The sequence below is a fragment of the Candidatus Villigracilis vicinus genome, assembly GCF_016702885.1.
GTDB classification, from domain to species: domain Bacteria; phylum Chloroflexota; class Anaerolineae; order Anaerolineales; family Villigracilaceae; genus Villigracilis; species Villigracilis vicinus.
The window spans coordinates 56835-83575 of the sequence record NZ_JADJDD010000005.1; the positions used below are offsets into that span (position 1 = coordinate 56835).

Annotated in this window: 24 protein-coding genes; 6 read left to right on the plus strand and 18 right to left on the minus strand. The window is 51.0% G+C overall.

Going from position 1 to position 26741, the window contains the following annotated elements:
- Nucleotides 1–98: 98 nt before the first annotated feature.
- Complete coding sequence (locus IPG80_RS05250; RefSeq protein WP_345103435.1) at nucleotides 99–920, plus strand: PD-(D/E)XK nuclease family protein; 822 nt, start codon at nucleotides 99–101, stop codon at nucleotides 918–920.
- Nucleotides 921–982: 62 nt separating this feature from the next.
- Here the strand turns inward: IPG80_RS05250 and IPG80_RS05255 are convergent, their stop codons facing one another.
- The 7 genes from IPG80_RS05255 to secG all read right to left on the minus strand — a co-directional run bounded on the left by IPG80_RS05255 (nucleotide 983) and on the right by secG (nucleotide 10263).
- Complete coding sequence (locus tag IPG80_RS05255) at nucleotides 983–3559, minus strand: peptidoglycan DD-metalloendopeptidase family protein (RefSeq protein ID WP_345103437.1); 2577 nt, start codon at nucleotides 3557–3559, stop codon at nucleotides 983–985.
- 44 nt (nucleotides 3560–3603) lie between these two features.
- Nucleotides 3604–4269 carry a cohesin domain-containing protein gene (locus IPG80_RS05260; protein ID WP_345103438.1) on the minus strand — a complete coding sequence of 222 codons (666 nt, stop codon included), beginning with the start codon at nucleotides 4267–4269 and terminating at the stop codon, nucleotides 3604–3606.
- Between the two features lie 65 nt (nucleotides 4270–4334).
- Nucleotides 4335–5582 carry a carboxypeptidase regulatory-like domain-containing protein gene (locus IPG80_RS05265; protein ID WP_345103440.1) on the minus strand — a complete coding sequence of 416 codons (1248 nt, stop codon included), beginning with the start codon at nucleotides 5580–5582 and terminating at the stop codon, nucleotides 4335–4337.
- Between the two features lie 298 nt (nucleotides 5583–5880).
- The gene (locus tag IPG80_RS05270; protein ID WP_345103442.1) at nucleotides 5881–6768 is read right to left on the minus strand and encodes a DUF1385 domain-containing protein; all 888 of its coding nucleotides are present in this window, start codon (nucleotides 6766–6768) and stop codon (nucleotides 5881–5883) included.
- A 55-nt stretch (nucleotides 6769–6823) separates the two neighbouring features.
- Nucleotides 6824–8194, minus strand: coding sequence for a dipeptidase (locus IPG80_RS05275; protein ID WP_345103444.1), 1371 nt, complete (start codon nucleotides 8192–8194; stop codon nucleotides 6824–6826).
- Nucleotides 8195–8259: 65 nt separating this feature from the next.
- Complete coding sequence (locus IPG80_RS05280) at nucleotides 8260–9951, minus strand: peptide ABC transporter substrate-binding protein (RefSeq protein ID WP_345103446.1); 1692 nt, start codon at nucleotides 9949–9951, stop codon at nucleotides 8260–8262.
- Nucleotides 9952–10038: 87 nt separating this feature from the next.
- Nucleotides 10039–10263 carry a preprotein translocase subunit SecG gene (gene secG / locus IPG80_RS05285; protein ID WP_345103448.1) on the minus strand — a complete coding sequence of 75 codons (225 nt, stop codon included), beginning with the start codon at nucleotides 10261–10263 and terminating at the stop codon, nucleotides 10039–10041.
- A 149-nt stretch (nucleotides 10264–10412) separates the two neighbouring features.
- Between secG and IPG80_RS05290 the strand changes: the two genes are divergently transcribed.
- The gene (locus IPG80_RS05290) at nucleotides 10413–11474 is read left to right on the plus strand and encodes a CehA/McbA family metallohydrolase (protein ID WP_345103450.1); all 1062 of its coding nucleotides are present in this window, start codon (nucleotides 10413–10415) and stop codon (nucleotides 11472–11474) included.
- Nucleotides 11475–11947: 473 nt separating this feature from the next.
- Here IPG80_RS05290 and IPG80_RS05295 read toward each other — a convergent pair whose 3' ends face one another.
- From IPG80_RS05295 to IPG80_RS05310, 4 genes are all read right to left on the minus strand, one after another.
- Nucleotides 11948–12331, minus strand: a complete 384-nt coding sequence (locus tag IPG80_RS05295) for a hypothetical protein (RefSeq protein WP_345103452.1) — start codon at nucleotides 12329–12331, stop codon at nucleotides 11948–11950.
- A 124-nt stretch (nucleotides 12332–12455) separates the two neighbouring features.
- On the minus strand, nucleotides 12456–12809 hold the full coding sequence (locus tag IPG80_RS05300) for a hypothetical protein (RefSeq protein ID WP_345103454.1): 354 nt from the start codon (nucleotides 12807–12809) through the stop codon (nucleotides 12456–12458).
- A 136-nt stretch (nucleotides 12810–12945) separates the two neighbouring features.
- On the minus strand, nucleotides 12946–13383 hold the full coding sequence (locus IPG80_RS05305) for a hypothetical protein (protein WP_345103456.1): 438 nt from the start codon (nucleotides 13381–13383) through the stop codon (nucleotides 12946–12948).
- Nucleotides 13384–13712: 329 nt separating this feature from the next.
- Nucleotides 13713–13922 carry a hypothetical protein gene (locus IPG80_RS05310; protein WP_345103458.1) on the minus strand — a complete coding sequence of 70 codons (210 nt, stop codon included), beginning with the start codon at nucleotides 13920–13922 and terminating at the stop codon, nucleotides 13713–13715.
- Between the two features lie 1124 nt (nucleotides 13923–15046).
- Between IPG80_RS05310 and rpsF the strand changes: the two genes are divergently transcribed.
- From rpsF to IPG80_RS05330, 4 genes are all read left to right on the plus strand, one after another.
- Complete coding sequence (gene rpsF / locus IPG80_RS05315; protein WP_345103460.1) at nucleotides 15047–15334, plus strand: 30S ribosomal protein S6; 288 nt, start codon at nucleotides 15047–15049, stop codon at nucleotides 15332–15334.
- Nucleotides 15335–15366: 32 nt separating this feature from the next.
- Entirely contained in the window at nucleotides 15367–15783 is a 417-nt protein-coding gene (locus IPG80_RS05320; RefSeq protein WP_345103462.1) for a single-stranded DNA-binding protein, read from the plus strand.
- A 102-nt stretch (nucleotides 15784–15885) separates the two neighbouring features.
- Nucleotides 15886–16173 carry a 30S ribosomal protein S18 gene (rpsR, locus tag IPG80_RS05325; RefSeq protein WP_345103464.1) on the plus strand — a complete coding sequence of 96 codons (288 nt, stop codon included), beginning with the start codon at nucleotides 15886–15888 and terminating at the stop codon, nucleotides 16171–16173.
- A gap of 131 nt (nucleotides 16174–16304) precedes the next feature.
- Entirely contained in the window at nucleotides 16305–17744 is a 1440-nt protein-coding gene (locus IPG80_RS05330; protein WP_345103466.1) for a peptidylprolyl isomerase, read from the plus strand.
- A gap of 366 nt (nucleotides 17745–18110) precedes the next feature.
- On the opposite strand, the gene IPG80_RS05335 is transcribed toward IPG80_RS05330, so the two are convergent.
- From IPG80_RS05335 to IPG80_RS05365, 7 genes are all read right to left on the minus strand, one after another.
- Nucleotides 18111–18740 carry a 4-vinyl reductase gene (locus tag IPG80_RS05335; protein WP_345103468.1) on the minus strand — a complete coding sequence of 210 codons (630 nt, stop codon included), beginning with the start codon at nucleotides 18738–18740 and terminating at the stop codon, nucleotides 18111–18113.
- Between the two features lie 8 nt (nucleotides 18741–18748).
- The gene (locus IPG80_RS05340) at nucleotides 18749–18943 is read right to left on the minus strand and encodes a KOW motif-containing protein (RefSeq protein ID WP_345103470.1); all 195 of its coding nucleotides are present in this window, start codon (nucleotides 18941–18943) and stop codon (nucleotides 18749–18751) included.
- A gap of 26 nt (nucleotides 18944–18969) precedes the next feature.
- Nucleotides 18970–19863, minus strand: a complete 894-nt coding sequence (locus IPG80_RS05345; RefSeq protein ID WP_345103472.1) for a GNAT family N-acetyltransferase — start codon at nucleotides 19861–19863, stop codon at nucleotides 18970–18972.
- 43 nt (nucleotides 19864–19906) lie between these two features.
- Nucleotides 19907–22114 carry an HD domain-containing phosphohydrolase gene (locus tag IPG80_RS05350; RefSeq protein WP_345103474.1) on the minus strand — a complete coding sequence of 736 codons (2208 nt, stop codon included), beginning with the start codon at nucleotides 22112–22114 and terminating at the stop codon, nucleotides 19907–19909.
- Between the two features lie 158 nt (nucleotides 22115–22272).
- Entirely contained in the window at nucleotides 22273–25878 is a 3606-nt protein-coding gene (smc, locus tag IPG80_RS05355) for a chromosome segregation protein SMC (RefSeq protein WP_345103476.1), read from the minus strand.
- Between the two features lie 64 nt (nucleotides 25879–25942).
- Complete coding sequence (locus IPG80_RS05360) at nucleotides 25943–26275, minus strand: putative dsRNA-binding protein (protein ID WP_345103478.1); 333 nt, start codon at nucleotides 26273–26275, stop codon at nucleotides 25943–25945.
- On the minus strand, nucleotides 26209–26643 hold the full coding sequence (locus IPG80_RS05365) for a ribonuclease III domain-containing protein (RefSeq protein ID WP_345103480.1): 435 nt from the start codon (nucleotides 26641–26643) through the stop codon (nucleotides 26209–26211). Before IPG80_RS05365 ends, IPG80_RS05360 begins: the two co-directional genes overlap by 67 nt.
- Nucleotides 26644–26741: the final 98 nt, after the last annotated feature.

Below are 26741 nucleotides of genomic sequence, written 5' to 3' on the forward strand. Positions count from 1 at the left end.
CCAAATTCTAATGAGCATGGTAGGGTTTTGCTCCCTATCCATCCTCGTATTTTGGCAAAAGTATAGCATAGGGACAAAATTCTGTGGCAAAATAAGACATGCCCATTGAACTGAACTCGCTCAGCCAATCGTCCTTGCAGGATTACAACGACTGCCCGCGTCGTTTTGAACTGCGCTATCTTCAACACCTGGCATATCCTGCCATTGAAACAGAACCTGCACTTGAGAATGAGAAGCATCAGCGTGAAGGCGAATATTTTCATCGACTGGTTCAGCAATACTTCATCGGCATTCCAGAACAGCAAATTGCAAAAACAGCCAATACCGATACGATTGAAAATTGGTGGAATAATTTCATTACAAATAAAGATGTGACGGGTCTAAAAAATCTATCCGGCATCCGGACTGAGGTGACGTTGTCCGCACCGCTGGGTGGGTTTCGTCTCGTCGCCAAATATGATCTAGTCGCCACGGATGGGCAAAAATTCTACATTTACGATTGGAAGACCTACCGCAAACGACCCAAGAGCGAGTTCCTCGCCATACGTTTGCAAACCCGTGTGTACCGTGCCTTATTGGTTCAAGCGGGTGCTTTTCTCAACAACGGCAAACCCATTGCCCCCGAACAGATCGAGATGATCTACTGGTTCTCTGATTTTCCCAACGACCCGGCACGCTTCCCCTACCATGCAGATCAATTCAAACGGGATTGGGATGCCCTCACCCGTTTTGCAGAGGAAATTAATTCCGCTTCCTCCTACCCGAAAACTGAAGATTCCAACCGCTGCCTTTACTGCCCTTATAGATCGTACTGCAACCGCGGAGTCCGCGCAGGAGATGGGTTGGATGTGGAACTAGAGACAGAAGTCGAAGAGCTGTTCGATATCAACTTTGAGCAAATTGGGGAAATTGAATTTTAAATTTTGTAGTAGGGGCGACTCGCGAGTAGGGGCGACTCGCGAGTCGCCCCTACAGTTTTTTATTACCAAGAAAGCGCGCCAGATAATCGATAGTTTGCCGCCAACAGCTCAAGGTCAAGGACGTTGATCACACCGTCGTTGTTGAGGTCGGCTGCAGTGGGGGCGGCGGCGCTGTAATTCATCCCGATCGTGAGGGCATCAAATTGGTCAATGACACTGTTCCCATCAATATCACCGGCTGGCAGGCTGATGGTCGGCATGACGGTGGAGCCTCCATTAGTAAGGGTTATAAACCCTTGCGCATTGAGGAAGCCCTGCGCTGAAGCGATAATGGTATAGGTACCACCGGTCACAGGCAGGATGAACTTTCCATCTGGATCAGCAGTTTGAGACACGACCAACGAGTTATTCGCATCAAATAATTGAATGGTCACCGGCTTACTTGCAATAACCTGACCAGACACTATCGATGAAACAGGCTGTGTTGGTGTAGGCGAGACGCTCGCATCGAAGACGGTAACCACATCTGGGATGTAGTCGATCGACTGGAGACTGCCCTGCCCCATCGATACACGCGCCGTACACAGAACCGGTGTCTGACCAACCTGCAATCCGCGGACGCTGAAAGTGAAGGCTGTTCCGCTTGAGGTGGCTTTCCGACCGTTACTGCCCGCGATGGCAAGAATGAACTGTCCATTTTGAGGTCCACTCAATGCAGAAGCAGGGTCTGCACCGAAGAGTTCGGCTGCAAGAATGCCGCTGACTTCCACAATGGCGGGGTCATAACTACAAACGAATTCTGCACTTGTGTAGCCTTCCAACGGCACGTTATTCAAGCTGACGTTCACAAGGCTGGTCTGGTTCGCCGTGAGCGTGGATTGGATCACATCCACGAGGACATAAGGTCCGGTGGGTGTTGGAACAGCTGTTTGCGTAACAACAGCCGTCGCGGAAGAAGTCGGCGTGGCTGCTGCTGCGGTCATAGTTAAAGAGTTCGCAGTTTGTGTGGCAGCGATTGCCGTCAGAATCACGGGATTGGCTGTCAGAGTTGCAGCGATCGCCGTTTGGGTTGTATCGTTTGAGACGGCAGTCAGGGTCGCGGCATTTGCGGTTTGGGTGGCGGCAATCGCGGTCAGAATCACTGGGTTGGCAGTTAAGGTCGCGGCGACGGCAGTCTGGGTTGTGTCGTTGGAGATGGCTGTTAGCGTTGCTGCATTTGCGGTCTGTGTGGCGGCGATCGCGGTCTGTGTGCCAGAGTCTGCCATGGCGGTCAACGTAGCGGCATTGGCAGTTTGCGTGGCAGCATTGGCAGTCAGCGTGGCGGCTATTGCCGTTTGTGTACCAGAGTCCGCAATGGCGGTCAGTGTTGTGGCAATGGCAGTCTGGGTTGTGTCATTGGAGATCGCAGTGAGAGTGGCTGCGTTCGCCGTTTGAGTCAGATCTGGTGTTGAAGTCGCTGTTACGGTTGGCGTATCGGTGTTGGCATTGAAGGGTGTAGGTGTAAAGGTTGCAACGGGCGTCTCGGTAGCCGTCGGAGTATCGGTAAACAGTGACGGTGTTGGTGTGGAGGTAGGCGTTTCAGAGCCAGTCAATGTGCCGGTTGGGGTGGGCGTTTCGGAGCCGGTCAATGTACCGGTTGGAGTAGGCGTTTCAGAGCCGACCAACGTGCCGGTTGGGGTGGGCGTTCCCGTTGGAGAAGGGGTGACCGTTGCTCCGCCCGACTCCTGTTTCGTCGCGATCATGTTGTAATAACCCGTCCCCGCTTCAGAACGGATCTCCACATAGTAAAAACCAGCAGGCTGGGTGGTGCTAAGCGTACCGCTGGCACGGGTGAGTTCCGTTCCGCTCGAATCTAAGAGGACGATGACTGGCACAAGCCCGATCGCTGCCGGGCTGACGTTGATCTCAAATTTTGCTTCTTCGATCAGCATAAGCGTCCAGCGTTCGCGGCGGTAGGTATCTACGCTGCCAGTGTAATTCACGTTCCAGTCAATGATTCCGCGTGAAACGGTCTGTAGGTCGGGAATATTCATCAAAGGCTGGAGAATGGGAACCGTAACGCCATTCTTGGTATAGGTAGTGCGGTTGGTAAAGGCATTGTAGTTGACCGTCCAACCGGCAAAGCGGGTATCCAGAACTTTGGGGCGAAAAACAAAATGCAAGTGCGGACCGGGATATTCATTGCCGATACAAACTTGTTGAGTCTTGTTGTTATGAATGATCGCCAGCTTTTGATTACGGCTAACCTTGCTGCCCGTTGTAACTTGGATCTTATCGAGGTGCCAGTATTCCGTGATCCAGCCGTTCCCGTGGTCGATCTTGATAAAACAGGAACCAACTTGAGAAATGGTTCCGGCCGCCGCAGCTGTCACCCAGGCGTTCGAGGTATCTTCCCCGACGACCATGTTGGCATGTGGGGCAAAATCGATGGCGCCGCCTTGATTATAGTTATGCGGACTGGTGTTGGAACGTCGAAAGCCGTTATCAAGTCCGTCGTATGAAACCCAGGCTTTGCCCTGTTCCCAAGGGAGCTGGAACATATCCACCGGCGGTGTGGAATCTGCGGATACGCCCGCTGGAATGGCAGCGAGGATGATCGCGACGATCAGAAACAGCCTGCTTGACGTTTTTAATTTCATGGCACTATGTCCTATTTAGGCGGCGATGCTCAACAAAGTATGGATTAACCGCGCGTGTTCTCTCCGCGCAGGATTCGGATCAGAATGACGATGCCTGCAAGCAGGAGAATACCGATCACAGCAAACATGACCGTGGTTCCAGTGGAGACAGGGGATGAAGCCGCCGGATCAGGCTCGGTACCGAGAGGAAGCGGAGTGCCCAAAAGAGGCGCATCTTGCGAAGATCCTTTTTCGGCGCTGACGGCAAGTGCGATCGTCTTTTCCCCAAGAGCAACTCCGGGCAGCGGTGCTGCGAAACCGGATTCATTCTTGATGACAAGCGCAGCACTTTCGAGGGTCACATTGGTTTGGCAGGCGCCAAGAGTGATAAAACGAACTTCCGCCAGAACACCGTTGGCGACTTGGGGAGTGGTACTTGCAAAAGACGCATCGACAAGTCCGGTAATCTGCGGAAGGGATAAACCATTCATACCGGAGATGGGGCTGGCGGCATTAACGGGTTGTAAGCAAGCCGGGTCAAACTTAATCTGAAACGTTAGCCCCTGAATGGGAGAAGCCGAGGCACCATTGACGGTGACGATGAGGGTCTCGCCGGTCTTAAAGCTGTTCGTACTGGCGGTAATCCAAATGGATTCCGCAGATTGCGCCTTTACGGGGGCGGCAATAAAAAAACAGATGAGTGCCAAAAAGGTCAGTGCAATTTTTTTCATTGTAGTCTCCAAGGTAGGACGCGCCAGTGGGAGACACCGACGCGTCCTTGCATTGCCGTCTTTCGTTATTGCCAGGCGAGCGCACCCGCCTCGCGGTAGTTCGCAGCGAGAAGTTCAAGGTCGAGGACGTTGATCGTGCCGTCGTTATTGAGGTCGGCTGCAGCGGGAGCGGCGAGGTTATAGTTCATGCCAATGGTAAGGGCATCGAACTGGTCGATCACATCATTGCCGTCAATATCACCGGCGAGGAGCGAGATGGTCTGCATGGTCTTCGTAGCACCAGCGCTGAGGACCGGGGTGCCCTGGGCTTTGAGGAACCCGGGTGCCGATGCGACAGCGGTATATGTGCCTGCCGGAGCTGTCAGCGTAAAATTTCCATTTGCGTCAGCGGTGGCGGTGGTTTCAACGGTGGTGTCCTGTTTGTACAGGGTGACAGTGACCGTCTTGGTGGCTTGAACGGTGCCGTTGAGAGTGGAGGTCAATTCTTCGATGGCCAGAGATGCCGGGGCGGAGGCAATGGTGCTCAAGGAACCGCCTGCAGAAACACGCGCCGTACAATTGATCTCTGCCTGTCCTGCCGCAAGTGCAGTGACAGTAAAGGTGAAGACCGCACCATCAGAGGTGGCACGTTGAGCGTTGCTGCCAGCGACTGCGAAAACGAAGGAACCGTTCGCAGGTCCATTCGCGGCAATGGCGGGGTCGGAGCCAAAGAGGCCCGAGTCGGCAATGTTGCTGATCTGAACCAAAGCGGGGTCATAGGTACAGGTGAATTCAGCGCTGGCATAGCCTTGAGCCGGGATGTTGCTCAGCATGAGCGTGCCAGTGGACGTTCCCCCCACCGATACAACCGCAGGATTCAAGACCACAGAAGCAGTCGGCTCCACGACCTGTTCCACGCGGGTGATCTCCATCAGATAGGTGCCGTCACCAGAGTGCGGCTGAACCTGAATGAAGTAATCCCCCGCAAGCTGATTGGTGGTTAATGCGGCGCTTGAAAGGGTGCCATTGGCAACAGCGATCTGGTTCTCGTTGCCATCCAACAGGTAGATATCGGGGGTGAGTGTGCCAGACGTGGTGATGATCGAAATGGTAAAGTTCTCAGCTTCAACCAATTGGAGCGACCAGCGTTCATAACGGTTCGCATTCACGGTTCCGTTGAAGACCGCATCCCAAAACGTAGTACTGCGAATAATGATCTGCGCGCCAAGGGTATTGGTGGAGCTTCCCTGGGCATACACCTGGGAGCCTGTGCCAAAGACACTGGCTAGTGTTGCAAGCAGCATTGCAACACGGATGAAGTTCTTGAATTTCATTGTGTTCTCCTTTATTGGATCAAGGTGTTAGATATGGACTTAGACAGCCCAAAACAAAGCATCTATTTTTCGTATGTCCTCCAGACTGCCGCAGTGCGGCGCACACGCGTCAATGAATAATTTTTATGCCAGTTACATTCTATTGTTACGAGGATGAAATAAGCGTTGCAGGTGAGTTGCCGCGATGTTGCAAAATAGTTGCGATTGAATAAATGAGATTCGCCCCTATATCAGCCGATAGGAAACAAAAAAGAGACAGGGGCTGCCTGTCTCTTTTTGAGATCGATCAAAAGATCAGTTACGCGATCTCTGCCTCCGCTTTGCGCATGGATTGGAACGATGCGATCGCCACCTCAAGCATGGCAAGATCGGGCGGGCGGGTGGTTAGAAGTTGTAATGCCAGATTCGGCTTGATCAGCATCTTAACGATCGGGTTCCCCAAATGATTCGCCGTCCAGCGGATGTATTCCACAGCAATGCCCGCGAGAATGGGAATGAATAGGACTCGTGTAACCAAACGCCAAACGATGGACATCGGTCCCAGAGCGGTGAAGACCAGAATGGATAGCAGAACCAGCGTCAGCAAGAATGCCGTACCACAGCGCGGATGTTCAATGGGATAGTTCGCCACGACCTCAGGGGTCAACTCTGCACCGGCTTCAAAAGCGTTGATGGTTTTATGTTCCGCGCCGTGATATTGGAATACCCGGCGGATATCGGGCATGAAACCGATCACCCAGATATAGCCGATCAAAATTAGCAGACGCAGGAGTCCTTCGACCAAATTCCCGATCCAAAGCGCGGAGGTGGTTTGTGCCAGTGCATGCTCTGCCCAGCCGCCAATCCCTGCCGGAAGCAGAAAGAAAAGACCAATGCTGACTGTGAGCGAAAAAGCCAGAGTAAGGTAAAGAGCCGGTCCTTCCAGTTTTTCATTCTCGCCAGATTGGGTATTTGCGGAAAGGGTCAGGGCGCGCATCCCAAGACCAAGTGCATCCCACAACAAAATAACGCCGCGCAAAAACGGGACTTTGGTGATACCGGATCGATACACCTCTGCCAGTTTTTCAGTGTGAACGGCAATGCTGCCGTCAGGCGCGCGCATGGCAACGGCATAGGCTTTCTGCCCGCGCATCATAACGCCTTCGATCACGGCTTGACCGCCGTAAGTGATAATTCGATCTTCCATAATTTTTGATAAACCTGACATGTCATGAAGACCTGTCAGGTTTCTTTCTTCCTTGTTAGAAATTATAAAAAAAGTGTGTAAAGGCTTCGATGCCTTTGTACCAGGTCGGCAAGTGCAGGTGTTCGTTCGGTGAGTGGGCATTGTCATCTGGCAAGCCGAAACCGGTTAAGAGCGAATCCGCGCCGACGTATTTTTGCAGCAAAACGACCGAACCGATGGAGCCACCCTCGCGCTTGAAGTAGGGACGCTTGCCCCACACGGTTTCGAGTGCCTTTGCCAGAGCTTGCACTCCCGCCGAGTCTGTTTCAGTGAGAGCCGCACCGGCATTGTGCAGGTTGGTCAATTCCCATTTGATGGTCTTGGGCGCGTTCTTCTTGAGGTAGGCGCGCATTTGTTTTTCGGTTTCTTCCGGGGTCTGGTCTGGCACAAGGCGGCAGGAGATCTTTGCCATAGCCCAGGCAGGCAGAACCGTCTTTGAACCCTGTCCCGTGAAGCCAGAAAGCAAACCGTTGATCTCCAATGTCGGGCGGGCGCCGGTACGTTCGGCTGGAAGGAATTGCGGTTCCCCCCACAGCGCGGGTACGCCGGTCATTTTGATCAGATCTTTATCCTTCACAGGCAGGCGCTTGAAATCCTCATGTTCCTTCTTGCTCACCTTGCGGACCTTGTCGTAAAAGCCCGGCAGGGTGATCTTTCCATTCTTGTCGTGCATGCCAGCTACAAGTTCTATCAATGCCTGAGCAGGGTTGTGGATCGTGCCGCCGAACAGACCGGAATGCAAATCCTTATTCGGACCAAAGACGCGCAGCTCAAAATAGGCGAGCCCGCGCAAACCCGTTGTGATCGTCGGCTTATCAGAACCGATCATGCCGGCATCAGGATTCAAACAATAATCTGCAGCAAGCAACTTCTTGTTGGTTTTGATGAAATCCCCCAGATGCTCAGAACCGATCTCTTCTTCGCCTTCCACCAGCCATTTAATATTGACCGGAAGTTTGCCGTCATTCTTCATGATGGCTTCCACCGCCTTGATGGATGCCACCACCTGACCCTTCATATCAGAAGTGCCGCGCGCAAACAAATACTCGCCTCGGACCTCCGCCTTGAACGGATCGGACTCCCAAAGCTCGATCGGGTCGACGGGTTGGACGTCATAATGCCCATAGATCATCACCGTCGGCGCGGACTTGCCCGCCCCCATCCATTCGCCATACACCACCGGGTGCAAAGCTGTGGGCATGATCTGAACCTTATCCATGCCAATGGAACGAAGCTGTGCAGCGACCCATTCAGCGGCGCGCTGCATATCGCCTTTATTCTCGCTCAGCGTAGAAATGGAAGGAATGGCTGCGAACTCCTTCAGTTCGTTTAAGTAACGCTCTCGGTTCGAGCGGACATATTCGAGCGCTTTCTGTGAGTTGGACATGTTGTACTCCTAACAATGTAATGACAAGGTTATTTTCGACCCGACCCCGGGAGGCTGTTGTCGTCTTATGGAGCGGTCGTCGGGGCAGTTTCAGGCTGTTCTTCGAGGGCGCGGCGGGTGACCAGATACCATTCGTTGATCAAGGCAAGCCGGTCGCTGACGTCATACATCGGAGCGACCTGCACTCCCTGAACCTGCGCATCAACACCGTAGGAATAAACGGGGTAATACAAGGGCAGTGAAGGCAATTCCTTGGCAAAGACCACCTGGAAGTTCTTATACAAGCGTGCGCGTTCATTAAAATCCGCGGCGGTGCGACCGGTTTCGAGGAACTCGCTTGCAGTGCGGTTATCCCATTGGGAATAGTTCTGTCCGCCGGTGGCTTCGGCTTGATGCCAGAAGAGGTAGGGGTCAGGGTCGGGTGTGCGCGAGGTGTTCAAGTCACCCAGGGCAGCTTCGTAACTGCGGGTTGCCAAATGGTTATTGACCAGGGCGTCATAGGAGACGGGCTGTAAATTAAGCTGCACACCGATCAATGCCCAATCTGCTTGAATGGCGGCAGCGATCTGAGTGTGGATCGCATCATCCGGGTGAACGAGAGTGAATGCCAGCGGCTGCCCATCCTTTGAGCGGACCGTACTTCCGGCAGTGAAAACATAGCCTTCCTTATTGAGGATCTGGGTAGCGGCTTCAGGATCGTAGGGGAATTTCTCGATCTCATCGTAATAAGCCCACGAGCCTGGCAGGATGGGGCTATCCGCGATGATGGCTTGCCCTTTGAGGATGTGCGAGACAATGACGGTACGGTTCACGCCCAACATCAACGCGCGGCGCAGGTTCGCATCCTGCAAAAAGGCAACGGCGGGATTGTTCAGGTTAAGGAAGATCATGCCCATTTGCGGGAGGCGGCTGGTGTACACAGACAGACCCGGCTCTTGAAGGGCGGCATCCAGCACATCTTGCGTCAACTGGCTGACGCCCATCACCTCACCCTGACGGTAGGCATCCAGGGCAGTGGCAGAATTGGGAAAATATCGAAATACCACCTGCTCCACAAATGCCGGACCGAGGAAGTACTCTTGATTGACGGTCAGCACCACGCCCGTGATCTGTCCGCCGCTGGTTAGCAGCCGGTCAAATTTATATGGACCGGTGCCCACTGGCTTCAAGTTGAATTCTGCATTGGGAAGTTGGTCTGCGGGAATATTTTCAAGCAGGTGCTTGGGTAGAATGCCAAAGGTGACGTAATCTAAAAAGGGAGAAAAAGGCTCAGGCAGAGTGAACTGGAAAGTCTTGTCGTCGAGGCGTTTGATCTCGATCTGCGTCCATAGGTCTTTGATATCCTGCGGGAAGAGCGAGCCGGAGCTTTTTATGGCTTCGATGGTAAAGATCACATCATCGCTCGTCACGGGTTGACCGTCATGCCAGACCGCACTCTGACGCAGGGAGAAGTTATACACTTTGCCGTCTGCAGAAACGCCCCAGGATTCTACCAAGTCTGGCTGGGGCAAGCCGCGGGAATCGAATTTGACCAGCCCGCTAAAGATGAGGCGGTTCACATCCCGGTCAGCGGAGTTGTTCCAATCCAGCATCGGGTTGAGGCGTCCCATCGAACCGATGAGCGCTTCGGTATAAATGCCGCCGGGTGCCGCTTCGGGCAGGGTGATGGTCGTCACCGGCTGTTGGCTGAGCAGCAGCAATGCCACGATCACAAGGGTCACTGCTACGACCAGGATCTGCCAGCGTAATCGTTTCATAATGTTTGGTTTTGGGGAAAAAAGAAAGGACCGCCCCGCCCGAAGACCGGGCAAACTATCCAGGCGGACCTTTCAAGGGTGGTGGAATTATTGTCCAAGAATGATGATGGTGATGACGAGCGCGAAGAAAATAACGCTCAGTCCGATCGTCACCCAGAAAAGAATTCGCTCAATGCCGCGGCGGGCAGTGAACACACCGCCGGTGTCCGCGCCGGTAAGACCGCCCAAGCCTGCACCCTTGCTCTGCAGGATCACGCTGAGGATCAAACCCACTGAGGTTATAATTAATGCGATATTCAAAACGTTTGACATGCGAATGTGCCTCCTAGAATTTAGCGGGCAAATTATACCTGTTCGTGAAGTGAATCGTCAAACGAGCTTAAAAAGCTCTCACACTGAATATAACTTTAGACCTGACAGGTTCTAGAAACCCGTCAGGTCTATTACAAAAGAGGAAACTCATGCACGAAGTCATCGTTAACCTGCACATGCACACCCGCTACTCTGATGGCAGCGGCGTTCACAAAGATATTGCCGCCGCCGGGCTCAAAGCCGGTGTGGATGTGGTCATCGTTACCGATCACAATATTCTTGTGCAGGGGTTTGAAGGCTATTACAAAGATAAGAACAAAAAGCTTCTGATGTTGATCGGGGAAGAAGTGCATGACCAGGCACGTGACCCGCAAAAGAATCACCTGTTGGTCTTCGGGGCGAACCGCGAGATGGCAACCTTTGCCGAGAATCCGCAACAGCTTATCAATCAGGTGCGCGAAACCGGCGGACTCGCCTTCCTTGCCCACCCCGACGACCCCGAAGCTAAAGCCTTCAACGAAACCGACATTTCGTGGGAAGACTGGTCGGTTCAGAACTACACCGGCATCGAATTGTGGAATGCTCTCAGTGAACTAAAGACCGTGGTGCCGACCAAATTACACGGCGCATTCTATGCCTTCTTCCCCGCTTTTGTTGCCAACCAGCCCATTCCCAACACGCTCGCCAAATGGGATGAGCTTCTTGCCACAGGCAACAAGGTGGTCGCCATCGGCGGCTCGGATGCGCACGCGCTGGACATGCATATGGGACCCATCCACCGCATCATCTTCCCTTATGAATTCCACTTCCGCACCGTAAACACTCACGCGCTTCTTCCTGAACCGCTCACTGGGGACGTGACCAGTGACCGTGCCCTCATTTATAAAGCGTTTGCCGCCGGGCATTGTTTTGTGGGCTATGACCTACCCGCCCCCACCAAGGGATTCCGTTTTACCGCCCAGGGACGGGATGACTCCGTCATCATGGGGGATGAGATTCCCGCCAGAGGGGGTGTGACCTTGCAAACCAAATTGCCCTTCCCCGCCGAGATCATTCTTTACAAAGACGGGCTGCCCCTCCAAAGCTGGAAGAACCAGCAAGCCTGCACTCACATCACTACCGAGCCCGGCGTCTACCGTGTGGAAGCCTATCACAATTACCTAGGCAAACGACGCGGCTGGATCTATAGCAATCCCATTTATGTGAAGTAAAACAACTCCGCCAGGGTCGCTCCCAACAGGGCGGTCGCTGCCCCGCCCCACAGGATGCTCGCATGGAGTGGGCCACCATTTCTTGGGATGGGCTACCTTATACCCGCCCCCATCCCCACGCGGACAAGGTATCCCACCACAAAGCTCGCCGCAATCGCGGACACGAGTCCCGCCATAGTGCCCCATCGCATCCCCACTTGGACATTCGCCAGCATGGACGCTATCCCACCGATGAAGAATATGATAACGAGTGTGAGTACCATCACGCCCACCTCTTTGAGGATTTTGGCGCGGGCGTGTTCGGTCCCTTTGTGTTTAGTGGAGATGGTGTAGGTGGAGAGGTGAGGCTGAGGAGTAGGGAAGTTATCGCTAAAACCGGGCTGATTGTTGGATAAACCACAAATGAAATCAGCGTGACGCCCAAGAGCAAAATGGAAATAGTTGGTAAATATTTTTGCATTTTACCCTCAACCCTATTGACCAGCTTTGATCCACTCAAGAAAGGATGTCCAGCCGCGTTTGTCTACCAGCCATTTTGAAACAGGTAATTTTTGACGAGTACCGTTATTGATCAAAAGCACTTCATCCTCTTCGATGGAAAAATCCTTTGAAGACTGGTAGCTATAACGCTTCACACCTGACCCGATCAAAGGTTTGATAATCAGAATCTCTTTCCATACTTCAACATAACTGCGTGTCAGAAGTAATATTCCCAAGACAAAAAACAACCAAAAGACACCCACAATAGCGGGGGGAATTGCTTCACCTGTTTGGTTGAATGCCACTACCAAACAACAAGAAAGACCGCTCAGCATAAGACATAGAATTCCCCATACTTTTTTGTAACCTATTTTCATTTCCCATCTCCTTTGTAAATTAATTCTACAATAAATTTATTAAGATGAACTTGAATCAACTTCATTTCAAATAGAATTTGTATCCACTGTGGTATTTCTCAGTCACCAAGCAAACCAAACCCAACTACCTCTCAATAATGAAACAGTCGCTGGGTCCGCGCCATCTAACTTCTTTGAAGTTTATATTTACTCCCTGTTTCTCAATTAAGTCGCCAAAAACATCAGCTGCTGTCCAGCCCACTCCTCCCCCTGCAAAAAGAAAACCCAATTCATTCAATTCCTGTAGATTTTTGACTAATTCATCCTTATCATCGTAATTCATTACCCATACAAATTCGGTTGCTATTAATTCTCTATAAGCACCAAGTTTTTTAACAGCTTCGATAATCTGAGGCGAAAGTCTATCTAAAAAAATTTTGTGATCCTGAATCAGGCGTACTAGATTTTGCAATGAGACAGATTGTTTATAGTTATTCATGGTAAAACCTCCACAATAATTTGTTCAACAATATATGGGCTATCCATTGGCAGCGGTGGATTTATCGTAATCTCTGCTCCTCCCCAGCCAGGTGACAGTCACTTTAAAAGTGACTGTCACCTTAAGAACATTAGGTTTAGCAGACCTTATCCATCGGCGGTTTGATGAATGGAATACGCCCTTGAATATCATACATTTCCTTAAGAAATTTTCTATAGCTCTCCCATAAATCTGGTCGGCGAAGGTCAAATAATTCAAAAAAATTAGCGCCATAATGTTTCCATACATCCATATGCATGTGCATCAACCATTCCGGTTGGCGGCGATGAAATTTATTTCTAACTTCATCAATAAAATAATTACTTGTTATAGGTGTGGAATAATCTAGTTTGGCTGCTTCAACTGGAGAAACACCGTTTAGAAAGTGAATAACATGCTCAAACCTATGCCAACAATGGCATTCCTCTTCATTCCATATCATTTTTATATTTTCATCTAAAACGTGAAGTCTGCCATAATAGATGCTTATTGAATTACCCGCTGAGGGATCCCATCCTCCCCAAACTACTTTCACCCGGCATTGCTCTGAGTTATATATAACAATATTGGTTTCTACTTTTTGAAAATTTCTAAGAAAGCCGAAAGTTTTTAGTCATGAAACATTTTCAACCAAGTTAATTATTTCTTGAATTGGATTAACATCTCTTTCATCGGTTGAACTCATACAGCTATACCTTTCTATTATTTCTTTATGATATATGAATTACTAATCTTATCAAAGCTAGCAGTAAATCCAACTTTTTAACTCCAGAAGCTCTCGCATTCGAACAGGCAGGTAATGCGTTTATGCCGCTTTCGCATTCTGTTCTGCCTGCAAGGACCCCACAATGCGCTTCTCCTGTATCATGGCTTGGTACGCCTTGCGCCCCGCATTCGTCCTGCCACCGCCATCTCTTCCTCCGCTCGCTTGCGCTGCCACTCCGCCAGGGTCGCTCCCAGCAGGGCGGTCGCTGCCCCACCCCACAGGATGTTCGCGTTGGAGATGGGAGCTGATAAATAGCAAGGCAGTAGTATTTTTACAGGTTTGAATCTTGGGGTGTGTTTATTTCGCATGTCCCCGCTCCTATGCTTTTATTTTTTAGATTTTATTGCAAATTTTTCTTTACGGAATTTACAGGTTTGTTAAGTAGTCGTTCATAATAGTTTAGAAAAAGACATTCTAAAAATGCTGGTTGGATCATTTTGTTGCGTCAGCATATATTCAGCAGAAGCAAGAACATCCTCAATTGAGTCGTGCAGTTTATTCACACAAGCAAGTTCTTTCAAGTGTTTCCAATACCGTTCAATCAAGTTCAATTCTGGAGAATAAGGAGGCAGCCAAATCACCAAAAGACGATGTTCGAATAACGACAAAGCCGCCAGAACAGAAGCGCTTTATGATATGAAACGTTATCCATGACCAAAACAATGCGTCCAGTTGGATAACATTCAACCAACAATACTCAACAAACCCAAAAACGTCGACTATTCTTCCAATCTGCACATCGCCAAGAAATCCGATCTGTATTCCATGAATAAGCTCCAAAGATATGGCGATGTTGCTTGGTGCCAGGCTGTAAAGCCGGAACAACCTTCTGTCCTCGCTTCATCCAGCAAGCATGCAAGGGAGGATCCAGATCTAGGCTGACTTCGTCCACAAAGAGGAGTTCCGAAATCGTCTCCGGAGGCTCTTTTTCATCTCTTCCAGCAGTTTTTTCTGCCTTTTTTCTTGGCGACCTTGTCCTGTAAACTGATCAGTCATTAGCCCGGACGACGATACGATAGCCTTTCTTTTTGAGCAAAGCCCGGCAATTCGCGGGGTGGTGAGCCTGTTTCCTTCTGGAGATGACCGATCTGATAAATAGCAAGGCAGTAGTATTTTTACAGGTTCGAATCTTGGGGTGTGTCTATTTCGCATGTCCCACTCCTATGCTTTTATTTTTTAGATTTTATTGCAAATTTTTCTTTACGGAATTTACAGGTTTGTTAGGAAAAAAATATACCGCGTAGAAAATGCCGAAGAACTGTATCAAGCCCAGGTACGAGTCAGAGCGGCAAGGCTCATCCCCTGAATCCAAATCCTGTGGTAAACTTTCGCCCGCTACAATTTAGGTACGTTTCATATATACGTGCCTTTCCGTTCCCGGCAAACCCACGGTTTGAACAGGAACAAACCCATGGAAAGGAGGTTTTCCCACATGCGTAATTACGAACTGATGTGCATCATTCAGCCCGACCTGGATGAGACCGCCATGAATGGCGTGCTCGATAAGGTGAAGGGTTGGATCACCGAATCTGGTGGCAGCATTGATAAGGCTGAGGTTTGGGGTCGCCGCCGTATGGCGTACTCGATCAACAAGCACCGCGAAGGTCAATACGTTCTCATGAATGTATCCTTGAGCCCCGCCGCCATATCGACACTGGAACGCAACCTGCGTTACCAGGAGTCGATCATGCGCCATATGCTTTCTGTAGTTGGCAACTAGTTTTACCCGGCATTCTTATTTAGGAGTGAATCATGAGCCGAGGACTTAACAAAGTTCAGATCATTGGACATTTAGGGAAAGACCCCGAGATGCGCTATACCCCTTCCGGTAAACCGGTAACCACCTTCACGGTGGCGGTCAGCCGCACCTGGAACAGCGCAGACGGCGAACGCCACAATGAAACCGAATGGTTCAACATCGTGGCTTGGGGAACGCTGGCAGAGATATGCAAGCAGTATCTCGTAAAGGGTCAGCAGGTCTATGTGGAAGGACGCCTGCAAACCCGCCGCTGGGATGACAAGGAAGGCGTAAAGCACACCAGCGTGGAAATTGTCGCCAATGAAATGATGATGCTCGGCGACCGGCGTGAAGCGAATAACCAGACAGAAACCTCCGCTGTTGAACCCGTGAACGGGTCAACAGAAGAGGAATTTCCCTCTAATACTTAATGTCACTCTGAGAGGCGGCGTGCAAGAGCCTTTTGAAATATGGAAAAGGGATGGAAGAACGCACGTCTATATGCAAGCAGAGTGACAAAATTGGAGTAAACCATGAGTGACGAACGACCCGAACGATCCAGTTCAGGCGGCGAAGGCGGCGAGCGCGGTGATCGCAAATTCTTTGCGAAACCCAAGTTCTGCCAGTTCTGTGCCGACAAGACCCTGACCATCGATTACAAGAAAGTTGACCTTCTCCGCAAGTACGTGACAGAAGATGGCAACTTACGCCCGCGCCGCCAAACCGGCGCATGTGCCAAACACCAGCGCTTGGTGGCGGCAGCGGTGAAACAGGCGCGCCACGTTGCGCTCCTGCCCTTCGCCAATCGCGGCGTTGATTAGGCATCGAACAAAAACGCACGGGGCATGGGCAGGTTCCATGCCCCGAAATTTTATCTATCCATCACCGCAAAAAATTACCGCGAGAATCTTAAACCTTCCATGTGAAGGCTGCGGTAAAAGGGAGTATGACCATGACCAACGAATCGGGCAAAAAGCCCGCTTTGCATAAAAAGCATGTCGCCCGCCTCGAACGCGAGCAAAAACAGACCCGCCTCATCATGTATACCTTTTTTGGCATCATTGGCGCGGTCGTGCTTCTGCTCATCTATGGCTGGCTCGACATCAACTACCTGCAGCTCAATCGCACCGTTGCAAAGGTCGGCGAAACCAAGATCCTCGTCAAAGACCTTGAACCGCGCGTGCGTTTGCGCCGCCAGCAATTGATCGACAACTACAACCAGTACCTGCAATACCAGCAATACTTTGGCATGGATCTGAGCAGCCAACTGCAGAACATTGATGCACAGCTCAACCTGCCGGAAGTGCTTGGTCAATCTGTACTGGATGCAATGATCGACGAACAGCTCATCCGCCTCGAAGCCGAAAAACGCGGCATCACCGTCAGCGAAGAAGAACTCAATGCCAAGGTCGAAGAAGGCTTCAACTTCTTTCCGGATGGCACCCCCATCCCCTCCGCCACACCAACCGCCATTAGCATGCCGACCGACCCCGCGGAATTGCTGAAGTTCATCACCGCCACCCCCGAAGCGACGAACACGCCTCAATTCACGGCGACGCCTGCTTCCACCGCCACGGTTGCTGCCCAGGCGACAACGGATGGCAGCGCCCAAACAACCGCCACACTCGAGCCGACCGCCACAGCCACACTCGAACTTACAGCAACACCCACCGCAGGACCCACATCCACTCCCCTGCCTACTGCCACCCCCTTCACCCGCGAGGCATTTGAAGGTCTGCTCACGGATGCGAATGAAAACCTAACCAAATACGGCTTTGATGAACAGTACTATCGTGAATTCTTCACCAACAACATTCTGCGTGAAAGAATGCAGGAGATCATCACCGCCGACGTGCGCCCCTTCGAAGAACAGATCCGCGCGCGCCACATCCTTGTTGCGGATGAACAGACGGCCAAAGACCTGATCGCCCGCCTGCAAGCTGGTGAAGACTTTGCCACCCTTGCCTTCGACAATTCCACCGACATTGGCTCTGGTCAACAGGGCGGCGACCTCGGCTGGTTCGGCAAAGGCGCCATGGTGCCTGAATTCGAAACCGCAGCCTACGCGCTCGAAACCCCCGGCGACTTCACCACCGAACCTGTGGCATCCAGCTTTGGCTTTCACATCATTCAGTTGATCGCACGCCAGGAACGCCCGCTTACCGAAGATCAGTTCCAAACTGCCAAAGACACCGTCTTCCAGGAATGGCTCACCTCCCTCCATGATGAATACGGCGTTGAAACCTTCGATGTCTGGCAGCAGCGTGTTCCCACCGAACCGAACTTCATCACTGCCGCCACCGCCGCCGCCGATGCCCAAAAGACTGCACAGGCAAAATCAGTTTCGACCCTCGATGCGGCCAACAATGCAACAGAAACGCCGAAACCGTAATAACAAAGTACAAGTACATTAAGAACAAAAAAATGACTCACCCCGAATTTAAGGATTCGCGGGTGAGTTTATTTTTAAGAGCAATAGAGCGCGGACACTTGCCCCGAATGCAAGTGCGGTGTAAACGCTGGTTGCTACCTTGCATATTCTTTTGAAATTGGTCGAGATGTTTAACGCAAAGTCGCTAAGATTTAAAGGGTTTTCTTTGCGACCTTGCATCTTTGCGTTAAGTTCTTAACGCGTACTCCTTGAAGGCGGCAACTTTTAAGAAACACTCTCTTTGCCTTTTCTGCGTCCAAATTATGTTCGGGGTTAATTATGTTTTTTTCATTCTGCCGTGAAACGGATCGTTCCAATGAGAAGGAACTATGTCGCCTGTTCTTTTAACTCCCCAACCTCAAACCGGCAATACTCATCGCCTTTCGCGGTGCAGTGTGTTTCGGTAACTTCATAATCCTTCCCGGTCGCCCACTTCACCGCCTCAGAAACGGACCCAATATAGAGATGGCAAATGGGATGGTCGCTATGCCGCGAGTTGCAAACGCCGCAAGTGGCATCCACATAGGCGAGTTTATCACCGCTTTCGTCCAGCCATGCCTTGACTTGCGAATTGCTTTTCTTCAACGCATCTGCCATTCCATTTAAAATGAACTTGATGCGCTGTTTTTCTGGCAGCACTTTGAGCGCCACCCCTGCAATTCCCAGTAATGCCGCTTGTTCCCGCACACCATATTGGAACGACGCCCTGCCAATTCGCTGCAACATGCCCCTGCCGCCGCGCCCATAAAAATCTTCGATTGCCTGGTTTAATTGCGCATACTGTGAAGTCTTGATGGCTGGCTCAAGGTTATTCGGGGGAAAATTCCCTGCGAATCTTTCCAAGCCACACGATTTCAAAACGGCGTTCAAGCCATTTTCCCCCATCACTTCCTGCATCGAGACCAACGCCTGCCGCATAAGCGAGTTGATGATGACTGCTTCTTCCGGGTTTGTCATATGGGCTCCTATCTTTTTTTGACAACAACATTTCTAGCAAGGGTCTTAAATCTTTCCCCATCTGACTGTACCACCGTAATGGTGACTTGACCCGTCTTACTCGTTTTGATATCGCGGATAGTTCCCGATTTGCCCGCATGGGTTCCCTTGATGACTTCGCATTGATCACCATCTTTGACTTGGTTCTGTGTGGTCGCTAACATGATATTCTCTCCTTCTATCATTATCACTATAAATAATCTTTCCGATACACAAGCACATCCTGAATCACTTCAAATCCATAAGACTGATAGAGATTAAACGCCTCATTGCGATAATTATCGGTTTCGACAAAAATATCCTTCGCCCCCAGTGAGCGGAGTCGACTCACGCCATGCGACAAGGCCACCTTGCCCAACCCGAGTTGACGATAATCCGCATGCACACCCAACGGCTCGACCTGACCCGCAGACAGTTTCTCGTTGAACCAGCAAATGCAAAACGCCGCCAACTCACCCGTCGGTGACTCGACCACGAGATCCAGTTCCGGCTTATAAAGCGGACTTTGCAGCGTGCGCCCGCGCCATTCAATCGTCATGTTCTTGCTCTCAAACACAGACTGATGCAACGCCACATACTTCTCTACGTCCCCACCCAGCGGGCGGACAGTAAACCCAGCAGGCGGTTCATATAGCTTGGGCTCAGGTGAAAGCTTCATGAACACCTTCGACCATGAATCCTCCCCCACGTCAGATTGACAGGCAAAGCCCAGCGACTCCAAATCTTTTTTGCGAGACTCTTGCCCCGAGAACACATTGACGAACCAAGCCGAACGCTCGTACGGCGTACCGATCACGGCTCGAGCACGTCCATCTGCCCATGCAAGGATTTCCTTGAACAAGTCTTGATAGTCAGCATCGCAAGCATAATCGATCCCCCAAAACGGACTTTGCAGCACCGCCCAAGCGACCAGATTCTCCCCATCAAACCACAAGCGGACATTTTCCTTATCGTCCAATCCCCACGAACTGAGCCGATACGGCAGGTCAACTACGTGCAAGTGGTCTGTCTGGAATTGACCAGCAAGGTCGATCATCAATTGCTTATCTTGGTCTTGCAGGAAAGAGCGGTAAGTTATAGTCATTAAACATTCCTTTATTAAAAGAATAAGTATTCCAATTAAACTTTCATTGTCCCATCATAGTCAAAAAAGCTTCCATCGCCTTGGGGTCAAATTGTTTGCCTGACAATGATCGAATATATTCATACACTTCTTCATCACTCCATCCCTTTCTGTATGGGCGATCAGAGCGAAGCGCATCCCACACATCAACCACAGAAAAAAGACGTGCCGCTAAGGGAATTTGCTCACCCCTTAACCCTTGTGGGTACCCGCTTCCGTCCCATTTTTCATGATGACAATAAGGAATTTCCAAGGCAGGTTTTAAATATTCAATATTCGCAAGCATTTCATAAGCAAACTGTGGATGCTTACGCATAATCTCCCATTCTTCTTCAGTTAGACTTCCATTCTTAAGAATAATTTGATCAGGGATGCCCAATTTGCCAATATCGTGCAAAAGCGCGCCACGTCGAATATGGATGATCTCGTCGTTGCTTACACCAAAGGCTTGGGCAAGTTTGATGGTTTGCTCAGTAACACGACGCGCATGTCCCTCTGTCTCCAGATCATGCAATTCCAGTATTTTTGCCCATCCCTCTATAGTGGCGTCATATGCTTTGGACAGGGTATCGTGAGCCGCTACCAGGCTTTGATAAAGATGTGCATTTTCGAAAATCTGACTAAGTGAGGCAGCCAAGGTGGTGGCGAGGTTGATATCCGCGTCTGTGAATTCTCGTTTGGTATCAAATCCGACGACCAAAACCATGACAGTTCTTTTATCAACTATGATGGGCATGGCAATCAAACTAGAAATACCCATTTTCTTTACAACAGCAGCCAAGCGGGATGTACTTCCAAAATAAGAATCGACATCGCGGATCATTTCGATTCGCCCACTATCAAGGATATTAATAACTAATTGAGAATCTCGGTCTATTAATTCGCTTAGTTTAAGATCTAGTAAATCAAGTTTATTATCTCCATGAAACCCCGCCTCAATGGTTCCGTGTTGCTGATCGCTATCAATAGTGATCGCCATGCTCAGAGTAGATTTAAGTGTGCTTAACATTTCCATGCAGACAACATCCAAAATATGCCGTCTTTCAGGATATGTGCTCGTAGTTGTCAGTGTCTTCTGCAATAATTCAATTTCACGATTTCGTTGTGACACAACTTCAGCATTACGTCGGGCTTCTTCTATTGCCTGTTTCGTCTCATGAACAATCCTCAAACCACGTATACGATCCAAAGACTCTGTTTTAAAAAGAGGCTCTCTTATTTTTCGATACTTCTTAAGATGATCAAATGCCATTTCGACTTGCCCAACGCATTCATATACAACAGCCAAGCGATCATGTAATTCATAAACGATCTGTTCGACATGATTTGCAATGGCTTTCTCTAAAGACTGGCTATAATATAAAATTGCTCCTTCATAATTTTTCTTTTTTTCTTCAATCTCACCCAAGGTAAATAAACAATTAATTTCGCCATACCGATGATTGGTTTCCACATCCAACAGTAGTGCCTCAGCAACTAATTCCTCTGCTTCTGCCAATCTATCAAGTTCTAAAAGAACCGTGCCTAGATTGTTAAGAGCAACTCCCAAATCCGATTTATTATTTTGTCTTCGAAGGAATTCGACTTCTCTTAAAAAGATATTCATCGCTTCGATGGGTTTATTTTGATGAAAATACGCCATAGCCAAACTATTAGGAATGGAAAACTTATAAATTCCACCTGATCCCTTAATTACCTCAAACTCACTATACGCTTTCAATCCATAAATTTCTGCCTGTTCATAATCCCCAAGATGAACATATAAGTAACTCAGCCTCGCCATTGTCTCCGCAACACCCTGCCGATCTCTATATGTTTGATAAAGATCCAAAGCGGTCAATGCCTCCTCTAGAGCACCTGGATAATCCCCCAAACGCCGCAAGACCGCCGATGCATGTAAAGAAGTCTGCGCTAGTCCTTTTTCATCGCCGAGCCGGGTATAAATCCGCTGAGCTTGAGAAACAAATGCAAAGCTTTCATGTACATTTCCAAAACTGGTATGAAGCCACGCCTTTTGACTAAGTGCTTGTGCAACGAAATGGTCAATATTATGACTCAACGCAAGTTGATACATCTCCTCCGCGGTTTCAAACGCTTTAAGATAATCAATGTCTGCGTATTCCTCGCTCAGATCATTGAGCAACTGCAAACGTTGCGCCGGTTCAATTTGTTCTTGTAACTGGGAAAGAAGCACTTCTAATTTATTAGGCATGAGGATTCTCAAAACACAGGGGGGAATATATTATTCAGAACATAAAAGGTTTCAATATTAGGTAGTACAAATTATATCGTCTACTCCAAAACAAAAAAGCCCCGCCCCAAAACTGGGACAGGGCTTTCCATCGTCAATCGTCCGCGGTCAGTCGTCCCCTATCCCCGCTTCAACATATCATCCGTCACCTGATCGAGTCTCAAACTGATCACCTGACTCGCCGAGTCGCGCCCCATCGTCACGCCGTAGATCACATCTGCGGCTTGCACCGTATTGCGGTTATGCGTAATGACGATGAACTGCGTATCCTTGCTCAAGTCCACCAGCAGGTCACGGAAGCGCCCCACGTTGGCTTCGTCAAGCATGGCGTCCACTTCGTCCATCACGCAGACGGGGGTTGGCGACACTTTCAACAAGGCGAACACCAACGCGATCGCGGTCAGACTGCGTTCCCCACCGGAGAGCAATGCCAAGCCTTGCTCACGTCGCCCCGGCAGACGGGCTTCAATTTCGATACCGGTTTCGACCAAATTCTCGGGGTCGGTCAGTGCAAGTCTCGCCGAGCCGCCGCCGAACAGACGCACGAAGGTTTCGCGGAATTGCTTATCGACAGCGTCGAAAGTTTTCACGAATTCCTGCTTGGTCAACTCATCGAGTTCCGCCACCACATGCTTCAAGTCTGCCTGGGCTTTGTGCAAGTCTTCGACCTGCGTCTTCATGAACTCGTAGCGTTCTTTTTCCTGCTCAAACTCCGCTTTCGCATCCGGGTTGATCGCGCCCATGCGGCGCAATTGCGCGCGGTTATGCGTCAACTGTTCTTCCAAGTCCGGCGCGAGTTCGGTGACGATCGGCAACTGCTCCACCATGCCTTCGATAGGCAGCGGCACGGGTCCGGTCATATCCGCCGCATACTCAAACATCACCAAACCAAAATCGTCGCTGATCTTTTGTTGTAAATTATCGAGCGCTTCCTGCTTGCGGGTTTGCTCCAACTGCACCTGCCCCAACATGCGCTCGGCATTTGCAAAGCCGCGCTGGGCATTATTTTCCAATTCCTGCAAACGCGCTTCTTCCTGTTCCGCCGCAGCGAGTTCCTTCTCCGCCGGTTCGATCTGAATGCGCATCTCTTCGATCTGCACGTTCAGCGCAGACTCACGTTCACGCAGGGATGCCTTCTCGGCATCCAAACTATGCAAGCCGCCGTCCAACTCCGTCAGGCGGTTCGCCAATTCCACACGGCGCGAATCCAAACGCGTGATCTCATCACCGCGTTCCTTCAATTTCGTTTGCGCCGCGCTCAGGCTTTGCTCCGCCACCGCCGCGCGCATCGTCCAGTACGAGACTTGTTCCTGCAACTCCCCCGCTTCCAGTTCCGCGAGTTTCGCCGCAACCACTTTCAATTCCGCATGAGCCTGCGAAGATTGTTCTTCAACCTCCACCGACGACTCACTGATCTTTCCTTGAAGGGATGTCGACTCTTCAGCCTCTCCCTGCAGTTGACTTAACTGACTCTTCTGCCATTCCAACGTCCGAGCCATCGCCTCAGACTCCAACCCAGCCTGTTGCTCAGTCTCCTGGGCTTCCCCTAATCTGACGCGGGTTTCGCGCGCATCCGATTCGATTTGCATCAGTTCGCGTTGCGCTTCGGTATATTCGTTCGACAAGCGTTCCACCAAGTCATTCGACTCGGCGAGACGAGAGACGAGTCCGCTCAAGGCGGAGTCGAATTCTCGTTTCTGGCGTCCCCGGCTCAAGGTTGAGGAAGAGGCGGTTTTGCCAGCGATGACCAAACCGTCACCGCGGAAGACTTCTCCACGCAGAGTCACGGCGCGAGCATGAGTCGGCAGGTCCGCTTGCAATCTGCGGGCCGTCGCGCGGTCACGGACGATGAGAGTCTGACCAAGCGTGAGTCGCACCGCACTGCGAAGTTCTTCCGGCGCGTTGACGAGTTCGGAGGCAACACCTAAAATATCATCAGAGATTTCCGAAGTCTTAAAGACTTCGGAAATCTGATCGACTGGCAATAAAGCAGCACGACCAGCTTCATCGGACTCGAGTAACTGCAAAGCATTTTCTAATTCACTTGCATCGATCAGCACCGCATCGAGCGTGTCACCGAGCGCGGCGGCAATGGCAGTTTCGAGTTCGGCAGGCACATCCAGCGCGGACGAGAGCGCACCGCGTGCGCCATTGAGGCGTGACTGACGCGCGGCATCGAGCAGGAAGCGCGCGCCTTCGGCATACCCCGCCAGCGACTGCTCGGACTGTTCGAGCACTTCGAGCTGCGCCTTCAAGCGCGAATGTTCAGATTCTTCCTTCGTGCGGCGTTCAAGCGCGGCGCGGCGTTCGCCATCGAGGCGATCCACTTCGGCGCGTTTGGCGAGGGCTTTATCTTCGGCACGTTGCAAGGTTTCGGCAATACCTTCGCGATTCTTGCGGGCATATTCGTATTGCGCTTTTGCCTTTTCAGTTTGTGATTCGGCATTGGCAATCGCAGATTGAGTTTGTGCAATCTTTTGACTCTGCGCTTCAATGCGAGACTTAAGTTCATCGAGGCGGGCGTTGTTTTCGGCGCGTTGTTGAGTCAGCGTTTCGATCTGATTCCGGATCGAATTAATTTGCTCTTCGATGCCCGAACGTTCCGACTGACGAGTAGACAATGCATTTTGTGCATTCTCGTTTTGCGTTTTGGCTTCGTCAAACTCAGTCTGCACACGGGCAATGTCCGCTTCGGCGGCTTGATAGCGTTCGCGCGCGAGATGCAATTCATTCATCGCGCTTTCCTGATCAGAAAGAATCGATGCCTGTTGCGCAGTCAGTGAGCGGCGACGCTCTTCGAGCACGGCGAGGTCACGGCTAAGAGACTCGCGTTGGGTGTGCAACTCAGCAGCTTTGCGGTGCCATTCATTCAAATGCGCGCGCAACCCAGAGAGGCGTTCGCGGAAAGAGTTGTACTCTGCTTGTGACTTCTCGTGCATCACACGCGTTTCATTCACGCGGACTTCCTGAGTGCGGACGGATTCGCGTGCGTCGGTTAAGTCGCGTTGAGAGCGATGCCAGTGATAGCCATACCACTCGCGCAAGATCACTTTCAAGTCCGCTTGGGAGCGGGCAAATTCAATGGCGCGTTTTGCTTGCCGTTCCAAACTGCGGATGCGCGGCTCAAGTTCAGACATGATGTCGAGCACGCGTTCGAGGTTGTGTTCGGTGTCGTTGAGACGTTTAAGCGCATCATCACGGCGGGCGCGGTATAAGCCCACACCGGCAGCTTCTTCAAAAAGGCGACGACGGTCATCGGCTTTGAGGGCGAGGGAGGCATCCACCAAACCCTGACCGAGAATGGTGTAGGTTCTTTCGCTCAAACCGGCTTGGGCGAGCAATTCATTCATCTCGCGCAAGCGGACTTGCTGGTTATTGATGATGTATTCGTTATGACCATCGCGGTGGGCGACGCGCCCCATCGAGACTTCGGTGAAGTCGAGCGGCAGCCATTGGTCGGTGTTGTCGAAGTTGATGGTGGCTTGCGCCAAACCCGCACGAGCACGATGCTCAGAACCGGAGAAGATCATGTCTTCGGTCTTCTTGCCGCGCAACAAGGCATAGGACTGTTCGCCCAGCACCCAGCGCAGCGAGTCGGCGATGTTCGATTTGCCCGAACCGTTCGGTCCGACAATGGCAGTCACACCCGCGGCAAACTCAAAGGTTGTGCGCGAGGCGAAGGTTTTGTATCCTTGCAGTTCAAGTGATTTTAGACGAAGAGGCATGTGGTGATTTCAGATTTTCGATTGATGATTTCAGATTTTTGGTAATCGACGCTCAGGACCGTTTTCAAATTTTCTTCAGGGCATCCCTTGCGGCTTCACGTTCGGCATTGGCTTTGCTGGAGCCTGTGCCACGCCCTTTAACCTGACCGGCAATCTCGGCTTCCACGTCGTAGGTACGGGCATGATCAGGTCCATTCGTACCGACTACACGATAGACTGGGGCCCCTAGCTTCATTGCTTGTGTTTGTTCCTGAAGCTGGCTTTTCGGATCGTTAATCTCTTCCAGGATCGTATCCAGCGACGGGTGGACAAAAGGTAATACAAAGTTTTTTACTTTTTCAAAATTCGAGTCCAGGTAGATCGCGCCAAGCAGGGCTTCGAAGGTGGAGCCAAGCACACTATCACGGTGATTTCCGCCCGTGGTCTTCTCGCCGCGCCCAAGGCGAGCGCCGCGCCAAGGTTGATCTGCCGCGCGAACGAGGCAAGATGATCGTTCTGCACCAGATGGGCGCGGATCTTGGTCAGGTCGCCTTCAGGCAGTTCTGGAAAATGACGATACGCCCATTCCGCTACGATGAAATCCAACACAGCATCACCGAGGTACTCCAGGCGTTCGTTGTCCATGGTCCCATCCTGATGTTCATTGGCGTACGAACGATGGGTCAGGGCTCTTGTTAGCAGGGAAAAGTTGGAAAAGGACAAGCCCAGCCTGTCGTTAAGGCTGGCAGCGGATTCCACTTCCCGCTTTTGTGCATTGTTTGTCACGGGAACCTCCCGGAACTCCGGGAGCGATATCCACTTACCTCCAAAGTGAGGAGATCTCGTTCCATGAGTTCCTATTAGATTTTTAGCGAGCCGAATTG

Excerpts from the sequence above, each read along its gene's own strand:
- IPG80_RS05250 (WP_345103435.1), top strand. The coding sequence starts at position 99 with ATGCCCATTGAACTGAACTCGCTCAGCCAATCGTCCTTGCAGGATTAC.
- IPG80_RS05255 (WP_345103437.1), bottom strand. The coding sequence starts at position 3,559 with ATGAAATTAAAAACGTCAAGCAGGCTGTTTCTGATCGTCGCGATCATC.
- IPG80_RS05260 (WP_345103438.1), bottom strand. The coding sequence starts at position 4,269 with ATGAAAAAAATTGCACTGACCTTTTTGGCACTCATCTGTTTTTTTATT.
- IPG80_RS05265 (WP_345103440.1), bottom strand. The coding sequence starts at position 5,582 with ATGAAATTCAAGAACTTCATCCGTGTTGCAATGCTGCTTGCAACACTA.
- IPG80_RS05270 (WP_345103442.1), bottom strand. The coding sequence starts at position 6,768 with ATGGAAGATCGAATTATCACTTACGGCGGTCAAGCCGTGATCGAAGGC.
- IPG80_RS05275 (WP_345103444.1), bottom strand. The coding sequence starts at position 8,194 with ATGTCCAACTCACAGAAAGCGCTCGAATATGTCCGCTCGAACCGAGAG.
- IPG80_RS05280 (WP_345103446.1), bottom strand. The coding sequence starts at position 9,951 with ATGAAACGATTACGCTGGCAGATCCTGGTCGTAGCAGTGACCCTTGTG.
- secG (WP_345103448.1), bottom strand. The coding sequence starts at position 10,263 with ATGTCAAACGTTTTGAATATCGCATTAATTATAACCTCAGTGGGTTTG.
- IPG80_RS05290 (WP_345103450.1), top strand. The coding sequence starts at position 10,413 with ATGCACGAAGTCATCGTTAACCTGCACATGCACACCCGCTACTCTGAT.
- IPG80_RS05295 (WP_345103452.1), bottom strand. The coding sequence starts at position 12,331 with ATGAAAATAGGTTACAAAAAAGTATGGGGAATTCTATGTCTTATGCTG.
- IPG80_RS05300 (WP_345103454.1), bottom strand. The coding sequence starts at position 12,809 with ATGAATAACTATAAACAATCTGTCTCATTGCAAAATCTAGTACGCCTG.
- IPG80_RS05310 (WP_345103458.1), bottom strand. The coding sequence starts at position 13,922 with ATGCGAAATAAACACACCCCAAGATTCAAACCTGTAAAAATACTACTG.
- rpsF (WP_345103460.1), top strand. The coding sequence starts at position 15,047 with ATGCGTAATTACGAACTGATGTGCATCATTCAGCCCGACCTGGATGAG.
- IPG80_RS05320 (WP_345103462.1), top strand. The coding sequence starts at position 15,367 with ATGAGCCGAGGACTTAACAAAGTTCAGATCATTGGACATTTAGGGAAA.
- rpsR (WP_345103464.1), top strand. The coding sequence starts at position 15,886 with ATGAGTGACGAACGACCCGAACGATCCAGTTCAGGCGGCGAAGGCGGC.
- IPG80_RS05330 (WP_345103466.1), top strand. The coding sequence starts at position 16,305 with ATGACCAACGAATCGGGCAAAAAGCCCGCTTTGCATAAAAAGCATGTC.
- IPG80_RS05335 (WP_345103468.1), bottom strand. The coding sequence starts at position 18,740 with ATGACAAACCCGGAAGAAGCAGTCATCATCAACTCGCTTATGCGGCAG.
- IPG80_RS05340 (WP_345103470.1), bottom strand. The coding sequence starts at position 18,943 with ATGTTAGCGACCACACAGAACCAAGTCAAAGATGGTGATCAATGCGAA.
- IPG80_RS05345 (WP_345103472.1), bottom strand. The coding sequence starts at position 19,863 with ATGACTATAACTTACCGCTCTTTCCTGCAAGACCAAGATAAGCAATTG.
- IPG80_RS05350 (WP_345103474.1), bottom strand. The coding sequence starts at position 22,114 with ATGCCTAATAAATTAGAAGTGCTTCTTTCCCAGTTACAAGAACAAATT.
- smc (WP_345103476.1), bottom strand. The coding sequence starts at position 25,878 with ATGCCTCTTCGTCTAAAATCACTTGAACTGCAAGGATACAAAACCTTC.